Here is a 14948-nt window from a genome sequence, read left to right as displayed (position 1 = left end):
CGCGGGACTTCCCGAAACTTGCTGGAGCACCCACATGGCTCAATCCACATGTACCACCCAGGCAGGCACGCTCGATCCCTCCTTTGCCAATGACGGCGTGCTCAATTGGGGCTTCCCCGAATTTTCTGCTAAGGCCCCGCAAGCGGTCATTTCGTTGCCTGACGGCAAGTTGTTTGCAGTGAGTCGCTCGTCCGGGAGGCCTGCCAGTTTTGTGGTAGTTCGGTTGACCGCTACCGGGGAGCTTGATTCAGGGACGGGGTTTGGTCAAAACCAGCAAGGTTTTACCGAGATATCTCTTCCCGGTACGCACGTTAACTTCATTTACGGCATTAGTCTGTTAGCGGATTACGGGGTGCTGATTACTTGTCAGTACCAGAGCGAAGAGAATCTCGCAGATGCAGTCGTTCGCCTGTTAAAGGATGGTCGTCTTGACGAACGCTTTGGTGAGGGCGGAGTTGTTTTTTTCGATCCTCTGAGTGGCGGAACACCTGAGCAAGTGCTTGGAATCCAAGCGAGAATCGCCGAACGAAGAGCCGCAGGCGATGGCCTCAAAGAGCTCAGGTTCAGTAGTCCATCTCCAACTACGGCAGTTGAGCAAACGGATGGCAAGATCGTCTTGATGACCTCGGCGGCTGATTATTCTGTCGGTGAACTCAAGGGCTTGGTCGTTCGGTTAAATCCGGATGGCACGTTCGATAAGTCGTTTAACGAAACCGGTAGTGCTTTCGTCCAACTAGAAGGGGTCATCGAAAATTACGGTAGAGGCTTGGCCGCCCAGCTAGATGGCCAACTAGTCGTATTTGGTGAATATCGTACTCATGGCGATCCCGGCTGGTACGTCACACGCTTTAACGCGGATGGAAAACAAGACGTGCAGTTTTCGACCTTGATGTTGCCAAACCCGGGATATCTCTTGTCGATTTACAGCATTGCGGTAAGGGAGAAAGATGGCTTGATCGCCCTCGTCGGCGGGCTATTTGAAACTGTTCATACAGGGGTGGGAGCAATTTTGGTATTGAACCGTGACGGTGCATACAACTTGGTGTTTAACCAAGGGAAGCCCTTGTATTCCAAATTGATGGACATGGGCCAGCAGTGGAGCCGTTGTGCGTTTGGCTCAGAGGGGGGCGGTCGTTTGATTCTGTCGGGAACCGGGGGGAGCGAATTTGTGACCGATCACACATTTTCGATCAGTGCGCGTTACTTACTGACTGGGGAACTGGATCTGACATTCAACAAACAAGGTTGGGTGGTGTTCGATGATCGGGACGGATTGGAAGTGGCCAGAGATATGGCAATCACCGCAGACGGTCGGATTGTTGTATGCGGTGAAGTGGTATCCAGACAGGGTTCAACCCAAGGTGGTTGGATAACTCGATATCTGGGGTGAAGGGTCGGCAGTCAGGTCAAGTTGCATTCATCGCGGGCAAGCCCGCTCCCACAGGGATCGCGTAGATCTTGTGGGAGTGGGCTTGCCCGCAATGCGTTTAGGCCTGGCTGAACTGCGAGGCCAGTTCGCGCAGCAGAACTTCAGCTTCAAGCACTTTGCTGACGACGTCGTTGGCTTTATCGCGGGTCAGGCCGACGCGTTCGAGCAGGGCGTCGGGGATGTCTTCATCCGGGCCGGAACCGATGCCACGGCTGCGGAGCAGGCGCACGGCCAGGCACACGAGGTTCGGGTATTCGGCGTAGGCGCCGTCGTAGCTTGGGTCGTGCTGGAAGCGCAGGGCGGTGGCCAGTTCGTCCGGCATGTCCCAGTAGCGCATCAGCCACGAGCCGATCTGTTCGCGGCTGATGCCCAGCAGGTGTTGCTCGACATAGCTGTGGCACAGGTGCGGGTTGACCTCCAGGTGGCGGCAGATCAGCGAGAAGTGCGGCGGGAATACGTGGGCCAGCAGCAAGTAACCGAAGTTGTGCAGCAGACCGGCCAGATACGTCAGACCGGCCTCCGGGCGCTGGGCGCGCGGCATGGCGCGGGTCAGGCCTTCGATGACGGCGGCGGTGTAGATCGACTGCTGCCAGTACGGCGTGGTGTGCTGCGGGTGGTCTTTGGGCAGGCTGAGGGTCTTGCCGAGGGCCAGGCCCAGCGCGAGGTTGATCACCAGGTCGAAGCCGAGCACACGGACGATCGCGTCTTCCACCGAACGAATCTTGCCCGGCGAAGCGTAGTACGGCGACGCTGCCCAGCTCACCACTTGCGCGGCCAGCGCCGGGTCGGTTTCGACCACGCCGGTGATGTCGTCGATGGTGGCGTTGGGGTCGACGCGCAGTTTGATTATTTTCTGTGCTGTTTCGGCCAGCGGCGGAATCTCGATGGTCGCTTCCAGACGTTGCTGGATGCGCCGCGCGGTGAACGCCTGCACGGCCTGGGTAATTTCCTCGCGGTCATCGTCCGGGCGGTCGAGGTTCGGGCGGATGCTGCTCAGGGCTTCGCCGAAGTTGGCGGCGCTGGCCTTGGTCAGCATGGTCTTGAAGGCTTCGCTGGTGATTTCCAGCAGCAGGCCCGGCTCGCCGGAGTTGATCAGCAGCTTTGGCTCACGCAGCAGGCTTTCTTCGTAGAGGCACGGCGAACTGGTCAGCGCCGGCAGGCCCGGCAGCAGGCTTAGGCTGTGCTTGCCGAGCATCTTTTCCAGGCGCTCGGTGGACACGGCGGTCAGGCGCCGGCCCGTCAGTTCGGCGAGGCGATTGAGGTCCAGCAATTGGCTCTGCGGAAACAGCACCATCAGCGCGCCGACGGCGTCGTCCAGCAACACGGCTTGTACCTTGCGCGATGCATTGAGGCCGTGGTGGTCGAGCACTTCTTCGTAGGCGATGCCCAGCTTGCCTAGCAGCAGCCGAATGACAGACGGCGCGTGCGGGGATTCGGGGGCGAGAGCGGCTTCGGTCATGATCTGTATCCGTTTTTGAAACAATGGCAGGAGTATAACCAGCTTGGTCAGAACGATCTGTCAGAAACTGCGACGGTGCTCACACTTGGCCGTATTGCTGCCCATGACGCAGCCAACGGTCGAGCAAGGGGCTGACGTGGGTCGGCCAGCGTTCCAGCAAGGCTTGTGCGGCGTCGCGCACGGCGGGCAGCAGGTCGGCGTCGCGCATCAGGTCGGCGACCTTGAATTGCAGCAGGCCGGTTTGGCGGGTGCCGAGCATTTCGCCGGGGCCGCGCAGTTCGAGGTCTTTTTCGGCGATGACGAAACCGTCGTTGGTCTCGCGCATGATGCCCAGTCGCTGGCGACCGATCTGTGACAGCGGCGGATGGTAGAGCAGCACGCAATGGCTGGCCGCGCTGCCACGACCGACGCGGCCGCGCAGTTGGTGCAACTGCGCGAGGCCGAGGCGTTCGGGGTTTTCGATGATCATCAGGCTGGCGTTGGGCACGTCGACGCCGACTTCGATCACCGTGGTGGCGACCAGCAGTTGCAGGTTGCCGGCCTTGAATTCAGCCATGACGGCGGCTTTCTCGGCGGGTTTCATACGCCCGTGAATCAGCCCGACTTTCAGCTCGCCGAGGGCGAGGGTGAGGTCTTCAAACGTGGTTTCGGCAGCCTGACAGGTCAGCTCTTCGGACTCTTCGATCAGCGTACACACCCAATAGGCCTGACGTCCTTCGGCGCAAGCACCGCGCACCCGTTCGATGACTTCGACGCGGCGCGTATCAGTCACCAGCACGGTGTTGACCGGGGTGCGGCCGGGCGGCAGTTCGTCGAGGATCGAGGTGTCGAGGTCGGCGTAAGCGCTCATCGCCAGCGTGCGTGGAATCGGTGTGGCGGTCATGATCAGTTGATGCGGGCACATGCGCCCGCCGACGCCTTTTTGCCGCAGTGCCAGCCGTTGCTGCACGCCGAATCGGTGCTGTTCGTCGATGATCACCAGCGCGAGGTTCTTGAACTGCACTTCGTCCTGGAACAGCGCGTGAGTGCCGACCACCATTGGCGTGCCGCTGGCGATCTGCTCCAGCGCGGCGACGCGGTTCTTGCCCTTGAGCTTGCCGGCCAGCCAAGCGACTTCAATGCCCAGCGGTTCGAGCCAGCGCTTGAAGGTGATGAAGTGTTGTTCGGCGAGGATTTCGGTGGGCGCCATCAGGGCGACTTGAAAACCGGCCTCCAGCGCTTGCAGCGCGGCGAGGGCAGCGACCACGGTTTTACCCGCGCCAACGTCGCCCTGAATCAGCCGCAGCATCGGTTCGTGCTGACTGAGGTCGTAGGCGATTTCGTTGCCCACCCGTTGCTGGGCGCCGGTCGGGCTGAAACCGAGGTTGGCCAGGTATTTGGGCGGCAGTTTTGTGGCTTTGGGCATCGCCGGCGCACGCAGGGAGCGCATGCTCTCGCGCAGACGCTGCTGAGACAGTTGATGGGTCAGCAGTTCTTCGAAGGCCAGACGATGTTGGGCCCAGTGATGACCGAGGGCGAGTTCATCGACGTCGGCATCAGCCGGTGGGTTGTGCAGGTAGCGGATCGCATCGGCCAACGGTGCCAGTTGATAGTCGCGAGCGAGTTCGGTCGGCAGCCAGTCGGGCAGGGTGCTGGGCTTGAGCAGGGTCAGGGTCTGCATGCACAACTGGCGCAGGCGCGCTTGGGTCAGGCCTTCGGTGAGCGGATACACCGGGGTCAGGGTTTCATCCACCGGCGGCGGCTCGTCGCCAGTGATGGCGCGGTATTCGGGGTGGTAGATTTCCAGCCCCGAGGCGCCGGGCCGGGCTTCGCCGTAGCAGCGAATCCGCGTGCCGCGCTTGAGGCCTTCTTTTTGCGCGTTGCTGAAATGGTAGAAGCGCAGGCTGAGGCCGCCGGTGCCGTCCTGCAAGCGCACGACGAGGCTGCGGCGCCGGCCCATGACCACATCGGCGCCGCTGACGGTGCCTTCGACCACGGCGTCCTGTCCCGGCCGCAAGTGGCCGATCGGCACCACGCGGGTGCGATCCTGATAGCGCAACGGCAGGTGGAACAGCACGTCCTGGAGGTTCTCCAGACCGACCTTGGCCAGTTTCTCGGCCATGGCTTCGCCGACACCCTTGAGTGCCGTCACCGACACTTGCGACAGCTCCGTCATGACGCTCGCTTAACCGGCTGTAACCGGTGCCGCTGGCTTGGCCACCGAGCACAGGCGAATGGAGTCGGCGAGGATCTCGATGGCTTTCGGGCGCGGGAAGCTCGCGCGCCAGGCAATCGCTACGGTGCGGAAGGGCACCGGCGGCGACAGCGGCCGCACTTCGATCACGCCCGGGGCGTAGTGGTGGCTGTCGACTGCCGACAGCGGCAGGATCGAGATGCCCAGCCCCGACGCGACCATGTGGCGAATGGTTTCCAGCGAACTGGATTCGACCGTGGTGTGCTTGGCGCCATCGTTGCCCTTGGTCAGGGTCGGGCAGGCTTCGAGGACTTGATCACGGAAGCAGTGGCCTTCGCCGAGCAGCAGCAGGCTCTTGTCGTTGAGCAGGCCGGCGTCGATGGTTTCTTTTTGCGTCCACGGGTGCTGTGCCGGCATCAGGACGTAGAACGGCTCGTCGTAGAGTTGCAGGGTCAGCACGTCGGCTTCGTTGAACGGCAGGGCGATGATGATCGCGTCGAGCTCGCCGTTGCGCAGTTTGTCGCGCAGCACGTGGGTGAAGTTTTCTTCGATGTACAACGGCATCTGCGGGGCGACCCGGTGCAGTTGTGGAATCAGGTGTGGGAACAGGTACGGGCCGACGGTGTAGATCGCGCCGACTTTGAGTGGGGCGGTCAGCTGGTTTTTGCCGGCCTGGGCCAGTTCGCGAATGCCTTGGGCCTGCTCAAGCACTTTCTGCGCCTGGGCGACGATGCCTTCGCCGACCGGGGTCAGGCGCACGGCGCTTTTGCTGCGCTCGAAAATCAGCACACCGAGTTCGTCTTCAAGCTTTTTCACGCCCACCGAAAGGGTCGGCTGGCTGACGTGGCAACGCTCGGCCGCGTGGCCGAAGTGCTGCTCTTGGGCGAGGGTAACGATGTAGCGTAATTCTGTGAGGGTCATAGCAAGCGTCCATGAAGATGCGGGCCAAGCATACCGGCTGCGATCGATAGACGCACGTTATCAGACTGAGGGCGGCGTGCGACACCAGGCAATGTGGGGTTTGCCGCTGGCAGATAGGCAAAAGGCACCTTTCGGTGCCTTTATTTCGGATCCAGGGGGCGACGCATAACCCTTGTGGGAGCGGGCTTGCTCGCGAATACGGTGTGTCAGATAGATTTATATCGACTGACACGACGCCTTCGCGAGCAAGCCCGCTCCCACACTGGATCAGCGGCGTTTCTCAAGTGAGTAAACAAACGGCGCAACAATTTCGATCGAGCCATTGTTCAACATGTCGGCCGGTGGCTTGGGCAGCGGTTGGGCGCGGCGGATCATTTCCAGGGTGGCCCGGTCCAGATCGGCGTTGCCGGAACGGCCCACCAGTTCGAACGACAGCACGTTGCCTTCGCCATCGACCACAAAACGCAGACGGTTAGTCCCGGTCTTGTTGCGTGCCCGGGCGCTGTCCGGGTACTTCTTGTACTTGGACAAATGCGCGAGCAGAGAGCTTTGCCAACTGGCCTTGGCGGCCATTTGGGCGGGCGACGGGCCCGGTGCAGGTTGGGCGGTTTTCTCCGTCGGTGCGGGGGGCGGTGGCGTGTCGGCCGGTTTTTCCTCGGAAGGCTTTTCCTTGGGTGGATCGGGCAGCTTCTTCTCGACCGGTTTCGGCGGTTTCGGCTTTGGTTTCGGTTTGGGCTTTTGCACCGCAATTTCGGCTTTTGGCGCTTCAGCCAGTTTCGGAATCGGCAACTCTTCAACCGGAGCCGGTGGCTGCGGCGGTGTGACGACTTTCGGCGGAGCCGGCGGTGGCGGGGCTGGGACCGGTGCCAGCTCGACCATCATTGCCTGCGGTGGCAATTCGATGGGCGGGCGGGCAGTCCAGTTCAGTGCCAGCGCGATGGCCAGCGCATGAACGCCCAGCACCACGGCGAGGCTGGCGCCGTAACGCGTCAGTTTATGGCGCGTCGTGATCATTTCTTGACTGCGCTCTCGAGGCCGACCAGACCCACTTTCAGGTAACCGGCGGCGCGCAGGTTGTCCATCACGCTCATCAGGTCGCCGTAATCCACGCCTTTGTCAGCCTGGAAGAAAATGGTGGTGTCTTTTTTGCCTTTGGTCCGGGCGTCGAGGGTGGCGCCGAGGGCTTCGGGCGTCACTTCGTCCTCGCCGAGGAACAGGCGCTGGTCAGCTTTTACACTGAGGAACACCGGTTTCTCTGGCCGCGGCGCCGGTTTGGCGGTCGAGGCAGGCAGGTCGACTTTGATGTCCACGGTGGCTAACGGCGCGGCCACCATGAAGATGATCAACAGCACCAGCATCACGTCGATGAACGGCGTGACGTTGATTTCGTGGTTCTCGGCCAGATCGTCGTCTGCGCCTTCTTTCAAATGCAGGCCCATGGCCGATTACCCCACTTTCACCATGTGCGGTTGCGAGCTGCGCTCAGGCTGGTGATCGAGGTCACGGCTGACCAGCAGCAGCACCTGTGCCGACGCATCGGACACCTGCGCCTTGTAACCGGCGATGGATCGGGCGAACACGTTATAGATGACGACCGCTGGAATCGCGGCAACCAGACCGAGCGCGGTAGCCAGCAGTGCTTCAGCGATACCGGGTGCCACGACGGCGAGGTTGGTGGTTTGGGTTTTGGCGATGCCGATGAAGCTGTTCATGATGCCCCACACGGTGCCGAACAGGCCGACAAACGGCGCGGTGGAACCGATGGTGGCCAGCACGCCGGTGCCGCTGCTCATGTTGCGACCGCAGGCAGCTACCAGGCGCTCGAGACGGAAGCTGACGCGTTCCTTGATGCCTTCTTTCTCGCGGCTGTTGGTCGACAGGCGCATCTCTTCAAGGGCGTCGTGAACCAGCAGATTGGCGAGGGTGCCTTCCTTCGCCGCAGTGGTGCTGGCTTCTTTAAGGGTGGCGGATTTTTTCAGTTGAGCGATTTCACCACGCAGACGACGCTTGGCACCCATCAGCTCAAAGCCTTTGGCGATCCAGATGGTCCAGGTAATGATCGAAGCAATGGCCAGACCGATCATCACGATTTTCACGATAATGTCGGCGTTCTGGTACATGCCCCATGGCGACAGGTCGTGGGCCATGCCCAGGGAGTTGTCGGCTTCCAGTTGTTGCGGGTCGACCTGCTTTGCCAGTTCACCGAACTTGGCCAGGGACGCTTGTACTTCTGGCGGCAGTGAAGAGGTGTCGACGCTGCCGTCTGGATTTCTCGGCACGTCCTGTGGAGTGGTGGCGGCCGATTGGTTGGCAGCGGGGGCAGTGGCGTCAGCAAAGGCTGCAACCGGCGCCAGCATCAGGCTGAGCAGCAGAGCTGCAACCGCACTCCAGGCGCGAGGTCGTGTGGTTGGCGAAGCGGGGATTTGATTACGTGTCATGCTGGCCGGACCTGAGATAGAAAAACGTTGTTGCTCTTCCAGGCCTCGTGAGGCCGAGAACAAAAGTGGCGTGCATTATTGCAATTAATTCTTGTTAACAAAAGTAATAGAGTATCTTTTTTTCCTTGATTGCTAGCCGCTTGTCTCGTGCCAAGGCTAGTCTGTCCCTTTCCGATGGGAGTTTTTTGATGTCCGCGCCTTCTGTTTTGATTGCCGGTTGTGGTGATGTCGGCAGTCGTCTTGCCACGCAACTGTTGACCGCTGGGTGGGAGGTTCATGGCCTGCGCCGTGATGTCTCGCGTTTGCCGGACGGTGTCATCGGTGTTGCCGGCGACTTGTTCAATGAAGACTGCCCGGCGACCTGGCCAGTGGGCGCTGTGGATTACCTGGTGTATTGCGCAGCGGCGACCGATCACGACGAGGCCGGCTATCGCGCGGCTTATGTGCAGGGTTTGCAGAACGTGCTGAGCTGGCTGGACGACTATGGGCAGGTGCCTGATCGACTGATCTTTGTGTCCAGCAGCAGCGTTTATGGGCAGCTGGACGGAGAGTGGGTGGATGAGACTTCCGAGACCGTCGCCACTGGTTATTCAGGTCGATTGATGCTGGAGGCGGAGCAGGTGGCGCTCAACAGTGGCATCCCGGCGAGCGTCTTGCGGCTGACCGGCATCTATGGTCCGGGCCGTGAATGGCTGCTGACCCAAGTGCGGCGCGGTTATCGTGTGGCCGTCGAGCCGCCGCTGTACGGCAATCGCATTCATGCCGATGATGCGGCGGGATTGTTGGCGTTTTTGCTGGAGGCGGATCGCCGCGGTGTGGCGCTGGATCCGTTTTACATCGGTGTCGATGATGCGCCGGCGCCGCTGGCCGAAGTGGTAGGTTGGTTGCGCGAGTATCTCGGTGTGACCGAGTGGGCGGAGGACGCCAGCGTGCGGCGTACCGGCAGCAAGCGTTGCAGCAATGCGCGGGCTAAAGCGTTGGGTTGGGTGCCGAAGTATTCAACTTATCGCGAAGGCTACGCAGCGATCCTCGAGGGAAAATGCTGACTCCCAGGCACCCCTGAAAACAACTGTGGGAGCGGGCTTGCTCGCGAAGAGGGAGTGTCAGGCAACTTTAATGTCGACTGATCCACCGCTTTCGCGAGCAAGCCCGCTCCCGCAGGTTTATGTGCTGTTCTCAGCGCGTGCTTACTGCTTCTCGAGCAACCACTTGCGCTCGCCCGGCGTGTACTGCGGCATTTCATCCGCCAGTGCCGTGTTCACCGCCTGGAAGATCTCCAGTTCCTTGCCCTTGCGCGCAAAGATATAGGCATTGCCCTGACCGTTGAGCTGCAGCCACATGTTGTCATTGGTGCTGCTCATCGACGCGCAGTCACCTGCCAGGCACAAGGCGTAGCGGTCGGCGCCAGGCAGGCCCGAGACCTGACCGTCAGCCTGGAATTGCACCGTGCTGCCTTCGCCCTGGCCACTGACGATTGTCCAGTTGCCGCCCATGTAGGCGGAATACAGCGCGCGTTCGAAGCTGGCACCGATCGGCGCGCCTTCCGGCACGGGAATCTGTGCACGGTCGAAAACCTGTTCCGGTTCGTTTTCGCTCGCGGCCTGTTCCAGTTGGCTGCCGTCGCGCTTCAGCTCGCTGGCGGAGCTGCCATAGAAGTCGACTTTCCAGGCGCCGGACTGTTCGCCCAGCAGCCGTCCTTCGACATTCTCAAAACCGTTGGTGTAGCGGGCCTGACCGGCCTTGGTGTTGACGTCCCACTCCAGGTTCGGGCCGTAAGCCTGAAGCGCCTCGCGCAGGGGGGCGCCCTTGGCTGCGGCATCGATCGCCACCTGGTTGATCCAGGTGCCGCTGATGTCACGGTCGGCAGGGTTGCTGGCGCAGCCGCCGAGGAAAATGGCGAGCAACGGGAGAGCTAGCGCTTTGCGCATGGTGGAATCCTTTCAAAACCTTTTCTTGCTGGGCAGTCGGCGCGGCGTATGAAGGCCGCGCCATGCGCATCACTCGATGACCAGAATGGCATCCATTTCAACCTGCGAGCCTTTCGGCAGGGCAGCAACGCCGATGGCGGCGCGGGCCGGGTATGGCTGGTCGAAGTACTTGCCCATGATCTCGTTGACCTTGGCGAAGTGGCTCAGGTCGGTGAGGAAGATGTTCAGTTTGACGATGTCCTTGAACGTACCGCCGGCGGCTTCGGCAACGGCTTTGAGGTTCTCGAACACCTGAACGGTCTGGGCTTCGAAGCCTTCAACCAGTTCCATGGTTTTTGGGTCCAGAGGAATCTGGCCCGACATGTAGACCGTGTTGCCAGCCTTGATCGCCTGGGAGTAAGTGCCGATGGCGGCCGGGGCCTTGTCGCTGGTGATAACAGTCTTGGTCATGTATGACTCCTTGTAATGGTTGAGTTATGCACGCATGCGGGTGATGCGGATCACCCCGGTCAAGGCGCGCAGTTTCTTGATCACGCGGGCCAGGTGCACACGGTCGTGGACGCTGACCACCAACTGGACGACGCTGATGCGACCATCGCGTTCGTCCATGCTGATTTTCTCGATATTGCCGTCGGCCGCGTTGACGCTGCTGGCGAGCAGGGCGATCAGGCCGCGCTGGTGTTCCAGCTCGACGCGCAGTTCGACGTTGAATTCGCCGGTGACATCCTTGGCCCACGAGAGCTGGATGCATTTTTCCGGGTTGTGCCTGATTTCGCTGATGTTGCGGCAGTTGTCCAGGTGCACGACCATGCCTTTGCCCGCCGACAGGTGCCCGACAATCGGGTCGCCCGGGATCGGCGTGCAGCATTTGGCGTAGCTGAGTACCAGGCCTTCGGTGCCGCGAATCGCCAGCGGGCCTTCCGGGCTCGGTAGTTGTTCGCCTTCGCCGAGCAGGCGGCGGGCGACCACATAGGCCATGCGGTTGCCCAGGCCAATGTCTTCAAGCAGGTCTTCGATCAGTTCGAGGCGGTACTCGGTGAGCATCGCCTTGACGCGTTCGGCCGGGATCTTCTCCAGCGAACTGTCGAAACCGTTGAGGACTTTGTTCAGCAGGCGTTCGCCGAGACTGATGGATTCGGAGCGGCGTTGCAGTTTCAACGCGTGACGAATGTGCGTGCGCGCCTTGCCGGTGACCACGAAGTTGAGCCACGCCGGGTTTGGACGCGCGCCGGGAGCGCTGACGATCTCGACCGTGGAGCCGCTTTGCAGCGGTTCGGACAGCGGTGCGAGACGGCGGTTGATCCGGCAAGCGATGCAGCTGTTGCCGACGTCGGTGTGCACTGCGTAAGCGAAGTCGACCGCCGTGGAGCCTTTGGGCAGCTCCATGATCCGGCCTTTTGGCGTGAACACGTAGACCTCGTCCGGGAACAGGTCGATCTTCACGCTCTCGATGAATTCCAGCGAGTTACCGGCACGCTGCTGCATTTCCAGCACGCCTTTGACCCATTGACGGGCGCGGGCGTGAGTGCCTTTCGGTTGTTCGTCACCGCTGGATTTGTACAGCCAATGGGCAGCGATGCCGTTGTTGGCCATCTCTTCCATTTCGCGGGTGCGGATCTGAATCTCGATCGGTACGCCGTGCATGCCGAACAGTGTGGTGTGCAGCGATTGGTAGCCATTGGCCTTGGGGATCGCGATGTAATCCTTGAAGCGCCCTGGCAACGGTTTGTACAAATTATGTACAGCGCCTAGCACGCGGTAGCAGGTATCGACCTTGTCGACGATGATCCGGAACGCATAGACGTCCATGATTTCGTTGAAGGCCCGACGCTTGCCGCGCATTTTCTTGTAGATGCCGTAGAGGTGTTTCTGGCGACCGCTGACTTCGCCCTGGATGCCATCGATAGCGAGGCAATGACCAAGGGACTCTTCGATCTTGTTGACGATTTCCTTGCGGTTGCCCCGGGCGCGTTTGACTGCCTGGTAGATCCGCGCGGAACGCATCGGGTGCATGGCTTTGAAGCCAAGGTCTTCGAATTCGATGCGGATCGCATGCATGCCCAGCCGGTTGGCGATGGGCGCGTAGATTTCCAGGGTTTCCTTGGCGATGCGCCGGCGTTTTTCGCCGGACAGCACTTCCAGCGTGCGCATGTTGTGCAGGCGATCGGCGAGTTTGACCAGGATCACGCGAATGTCGCGCGCCATGGCCATGGCCATTTTCTGGAAGTTTTCCGCTTGGGCTTCGGCCTTGGTCTCGAAGTTCATCTGGGTCAGTTTGCTGACCCCGTCGACCAGCTCGGCCACGGTTTCACCGAACTGCGCTTGCAGCGCTTCTTTAGCGATACCGGTGTCTTCGATCACGTCATGCAGCATCGCGGCCATCAAACTCTGATGGTCCATGTGCATGTCGGCAAGAATGTTCGCCACCGCAAGAGGATGCGTGACGTACGCCTCGCCGCTGCGACGGCGCTGGCCGTCATGGGCTTGTTCGGCGTAGAAATACGCTCGGCGGACCAGGTTGACCTGGTCGTTGCCGAGGTAGGTCGATAAGCGATCGGCGAGGGCGTCTATGCTCGGCATGATGACTCCTGCCGTAAGCTGTGACCCCGCGCCGTGCTACGTCGACCAGGCATAGGCTTAGACGGCCTCGTTGGACTCGTCCTCGAACGCTGCGAACAGCGGTTCGTCTTCAACGATTTCAGCGTTGGCGATGAACTCGTAGCTCATCAGGCCTTCAGCGATTTCACGCAGGGCTACAACGGTAGGCTTGTCGTTTTCCCACTGGACCAGGGGCTCTTTGCCGCCGGTGGCCAGTTGACGGGCACGCTTGGTAGAGAGCATGACCAGCTCAAAGCGGTTTTCCACGTGTTCTAGGCAGTCTTCAACGGTTACGCGGGCCATGGTATTCCTCGGAGCGAATGCAATATGCGCGCTGCCCGGTTGGGCGAGCGGACTGAACAGTTTAAAAAATCACCAGCGTTTAGGGAAGCGCTGATTTTTTGACCAAGCCCTTCAACGCGCTGCAAGTGCCAATGTAAAGCGCTTGCAGCGGTTTTGGGAAGTGCTGTTTAGCCGAGCAATTCGGCCAGCAATTTACCGTTACGCTGCTGCTGACGCTTCTGGATCAACTGATTGGCACGGAAAATTGCCTTCAAATCATCCAGAGCATGGGCAAAATCGTCGTTGATGATCAGGTAGTCGTAGTCGACGTAGTGGCTCATCTCGCTAACGGCTTCGCGCATGCGGCCGTCAATGATTTCGTCGCTGTCCTGGCCACGATTGGTCAGGCGCTGGTGCAGGGCCTGCAGCGATGGCGGCAAAATGAAGATCGAACGTGCCTGCGGCATCAACTTGCGCACTTGCTCGGCGCCTTGCCAGTCGATTTCCAGAATCAGGTCGTGGCCTTCATCCAGTGTCTGTTGCAGGTGGCTTTGCGAGGTGCCGTAGAGATTGCCGAAGACTTCGGCGCGCTCGAGAAAATCACCGTGCTCGATCATCTTCACGAACTCGTTGCGTTCGACGAAGTGGTAGTTCACGCCATTCACTTCACCCGGGCGCATGGCGCGAGTGGTGTGGGAGATCGATACGCGAATCTCCGGATTGGCATCGGTCAACGCCTTGACCAGGCTGCTCTTGCCCGCACCCGAGGGCGCGGAAATGATGTAAAGGGTGCCAGTGCTGTGGGTCATGTCGGGGTAGCCTTACTCAATATTCTGCACTTGTTCGCGCATCTGCTCGATCAACACCTTGAGGTTGACGGCGGCTTGGGTGCTGCGCGGGTCGAAGGCCTTGGAGCCCAGTGTGTTGGCTTCGCGGTTGAGTTCCTGCATCAGGAAGTCCAGGCGACGCCCGGCCGCCCCGCCGGACTTGAGGACCCGGCGAACTTCGATGATGTGAGTGCTCAGGCGATCCAGTTCTTCGGCCACGTCGCTTTTTTGCGCGAGCATGACCATTTCCTGTTCGAGACGCTGCGGATCCATCTCGGCTTTCATGTCGCTGAAGCGATCAAGGACCTTCTGGCGCTGGGTGGCAAGCATCTGCGGCACGAGTTCGCGCAGGGTCACGACGTCCTCTTCGATGGACGTCAGGCGCTCGTTGATCAGTCGCGCCAGTTCCGCGCCTTCACGCTCGCGGCCGGCCTTGAGCTCTTTCAAGCCTTGATTGAACAGCGCCAGCGCGTCGGCATTCAGGGCTTGCGGATCCGTCGCGTCAGCAACCAGAACGCCAGGCCAGGCCAGCACTTCCAAAGGGTTCAGTGCGGCAGGGTTCTTGATCAGGCCCGCCACGGTTTCGGCGGCGGCGACCAGTTGCGCGGCGCGTTCGCGATCGACTTGCAGCGGTTTGCCGGTGCTTTCTTCGGTGAAGCGCAGAGTGCATTCCAGTTTGCCCCGCGACAGGCCTTGACGCAGCGCCTCACGCACGGCGCCTTCGAGGTCGCGAAAGGACTCAGGCAAACGCAGGTGCGGTTCCAGATAGCGGCTGTTGACCGAGCGCAACTCCCAGCTCAGGGTCCCCTGGACGCCGGCTTTTTCGACGCGGGCGAAGGCGGTCATGCTGTGCACCATGGCGGTGACCTCGCAATGCAGATCGGCGCGGAACG

Annotated in this window: 14 protein-coding genes; 2 read left to right on the top strand and 12 right to left on the bottom strand. The window is 60.8% G+C overall.

Going from position 1 to position 14948, the window contains the following annotated elements; translation table 11 throughout:
- Nucleotides 1-34 precede the first annotated feature (34 nt).
- Nucleotides 35-1390 (top strand): hypothetical protein, encoded by a 1356-nt coding sequence (locus K5E40_RS11970; RefSeq protein WP_221730908.1) that lies wholly within the window; start codon nucleotides 35-37, stop codon nucleotides 1388-1390.
- A gap of 97 nt (nucleotides 1391-1487) precedes the next feature.
- Here K5E40_RS11970 and K5E40_RS11965 read toward each other — a convergent pair whose 3' ends face one another.
- The 6 genes from K5E40_RS11965 to exbB all read right to left on the bottom strand — a co-directional run bounded on the left by K5E40_RS11965 (nucleotide 1488) and on the right by exbB (nucleotide 8420).
- Entirely contained in the window at nucleotides 1488-2888 is a 1401-nt protein-coding gene (locus K5E40_RS11965) for an aminoacyl-tRNA deacylase and HDOD domain-containing protein (protein WP_221730907.1), read from the bottom strand.
- A 79-nt stretch (nucleotides 2889-2967) separates the two neighbouring features.
- Nucleotides 2968-5043, bottom strand: coding sequence for an ATP-dependent DNA helicase RecG (gene recG, locus K5E40_RS11960; RefSeq protein ID WP_221730906.1), 2076 nt, complete (start codon nucleotides 5041-5043; stop codon nucleotides 2968-2970).
- Nucleotides 5044-5052: 9 nt separating this feature from the next.
- Nucleotides 5053-5982, bottom strand: coding sequence for a hydrogen peroxide-inducible genes activator (locus tag K5E40_RS11955; protein ID WP_201229284.1), 930 nt, complete (start codon nucleotides 5980-5982; stop codon nucleotides 5053-5055).
- A gap of 267 nt (nucleotides 5983-6249) precedes the next feature.
- Entirely contained in the window at nucleotides 6250-6996 is a 747-nt protein-coding gene (locus K5E40_RS11950) for an energy transducer TonB (RefSeq protein WP_221730905.1), read from the bottom strand.
- Nucleotides 6993-7421 carry a TonB system transport protein ExbD gene (gene exbD / locus K5E40_RS11945; RefSeq protein ID WP_221730904.1) on the bottom strand — a complete coding sequence of 143 codons (429 nt, stop codon included), beginning with the start codon at nucleotides 7419-7421 and terminating at the stop codon, nucleotides 6993-6995. The genes K5E40_RS11950 and exbD overlap by 4 nt, the downstream gene beginning before the upstream one ends.
- 6 nt (nucleotides 7422-7427) lie before the next feature.
- Nucleotides 7428-8420: a tonB-system energizer ExbB gene (gene exbB / locus K5E40_RS11940; protein ID WP_221730903.1), complete on the bottom strand. Its 993-nt coding sequence runs from the start codon at nucleotides 8418-8420 to the stop codon at nucleotides 7428-7430.
- 188 nt (nucleotides 8421-8608) lie between these two features.
- Here exbB and K5E40_RS11935 point away from each other — a divergent pair, with 188 nt between their 5' ends.
- Nucleotides 8609-9466: an SDR family oxidoreductase gene (locus K5E40_RS11935; protein ID WP_221730902.1), complete on the top strand. Its 858-nt coding sequence runs from the start codon at nucleotides 8609-8611 to the stop codon at nucleotides 9464-9466.
- 141 nt (nucleotides 9467-9607) lie between these two features.
- Here the strand turns inward: K5E40_RS11935 and K5E40_RS11930 are convergent, their stop codons facing one another.
- The 6 genes from K5E40_RS11930 to K5E40_RS11905 form a co-directional block, all read right to left on the bottom strand.
- Nucleotides 9608-10348, bottom strand: coding sequence for a hypothetical protein (locus K5E40_RS11930; protein ID WP_221730901.1), 741 nt, complete (start codon nucleotides 10346-10348; stop codon nucleotides 9608-9610).
- A 69-nt stretch (nucleotides 10349-10417) separates the two neighbouring features.
- Nucleotides 10418-10798, bottom strand: coding sequence for a RidA family protein (locus tag K5E40_RS11925; protein ID WP_221730900.1), 381 nt, complete (start codon nucleotides 10796-10798; stop codon nucleotides 10418-10420).
- A gap of 24 nt (nucleotides 10799-10822) precedes the next feature.
- Nucleotides 10823-12928, bottom strand: coding sequence for a bifunctional GTP diphosphokinase/guanosine-3',5'-bis pyrophosphate 3'-pyrophosphohydrolase (gene spoT / locus K5E40_RS11920; RefSeq protein ID WP_007920338.1), 2106 nt, complete (start codon nucleotides 12926-12928; stop codon nucleotides 10823-10825).
- Nucleotides 12929-12985: 57 nt separating this feature from the next.
- On the bottom strand, nucleotides 12986-13249 hold the full coding sequence (rpoZ, locus tag K5E40_RS11915; RefSeq protein ID WP_003177259.1) for a DNA-directed RNA polymerase subunit omega: 264 nt from the start codon (nucleotides 13247-13249) through the stop codon (nucleotides 12986-12988).
- 167 nt (nucleotides 13250-13416) lie between these two features.
- Complete coding sequence (gene gmk, locus K5E40_RS11910; protein ID WP_221730899.1) at nucleotides 13417-14037, bottom strand: guanylate kinase; 621 nt, start codon at nucleotides 14035-14037, stop codon at nucleotides 13417-13419.
- Between the two features lie 12 nt (nucleotides 14038-14049).
- Entirely contained in the window at nucleotides 14050-14913 is an 864-nt protein-coding gene (locus tag K5E40_RS11905) for a YicC/YloC family endoribonuclease (RefSeq protein WP_221730898.1), read from the bottom strand.
- Nucleotides 14914-14948 lie beyond the last annotated feature (35 nt).

The sequence above is a fragment of the Pseudomonas baetica genome (assembly GCF_019733355.1).
In the GTDB taxonomy this organism is placed as follows: Bacteria; Pseudomonadota; Gammaproteobacteria; order Pseudomonadales; family Pseudomonadaceae; genus Aquipseudomonas; species Aquipseudomonas baetica_A.
This window is presented reverse-complemented; position numbering and strand designations above follow the sequence as displayed.

Excerpts from the sequence above, each read along its gene's own strand:
- K5E40_RS11970 (WP_221730908.1), top strand. The coding sequence starts at position 35 with ATGGCTCAATCCACATGTACCACCCAGGCAGGCACGCTCGATCCCTCC.
- K5E40_RS11965 (WP_221730907.1), bottom strand. The coding sequence starts at position 2,888 with ATGACCGAAGCCGCTCTCGCCCCCGAATCCCCGCACGCGCCGTCTGTC.
- recG (WP_221730906.1), bottom strand. The coding sequence starts at position 5,043 with ATGACGGAGCTGTCGCAAGTGTCGGTGACGGCACTCAAGGGTGTCGGC.
- K5E40_RS11955 (WP_201229284.1), bottom strand. The coding sequence starts at position 5,982 with ATGACCCTCACAGAATTACGCTACATCGTTACCCTCGCCCAAGAGCAG.
- K5E40_RS11950 (WP_221730905.1), bottom strand. The coding sequence starts at position 6,996 with ATGATCACGACGCGCCATAAACTGACGCGTTACGGCGCCAGCCTCGCC.
- exbD (WP_221730904.1), bottom strand. The coding sequence starts at position 7,421 with ATGGGCCTGCATTTGAAAGAAGGCGCAGACGACGATCTGGCCGAGAAC.
- exbB (WP_221730903.1), bottom strand. The coding sequence starts at position 8,420 with ATGACACGTAATCAAATCCCCGCTTCGCCAACCACACGACCTCGCGCC.
- K5E40_RS11935 (WP_221730902.1), top strand. The coding sequence starts at position 8,609 with ATGTCCGCGCCTTCTGTTTTGATTGCCGGTTGTGGTGATGTCGGCAGT.
- K5E40_RS11930 (WP_221730901.1), bottom strand. The coding sequence starts at position 10,348 with ATGCGCAAAGCGCTAGCTCTCCCGTTGCTCGCCATTTTCCTCGGCGGC.
- K5E40_RS11925 (WP_221730900.1), bottom strand. The coding sequence starts at position 10,798 with ATGACCAAGACTGTTATCACCAGCGACAAGGCCCCGGCCGCCATCGGC.
- spoT (WP_007920338.1), bottom strand. The coding sequence starts at position 12,928 with ATGCCGAGCATAGACGCCCTCGCCGATCGCTTATCGACCTACCTCGGC.
- rpoZ (WP_003177259.1), bottom strand. The coding sequence starts at position 13,249 with ATGGCCCGCGTAACCGTTGAAGACTGCCTAGAACACGTGGAAAACCGC.
- gmk (WP_221730899.1), bottom strand. The coding sequence starts at position 14,037 with ATGACCCACAGCACTGGCACCCTTTACATCATTTCCGCGCCCTCGGGT.
- K5E40_RS11905 (WP_221730898.1), bottom strand. The coding sequence starts at position 14,913 with ATGGTGCACAGCATGACCGCCTTCGCCCGCGTCGAAAAAGCCGGCGTC.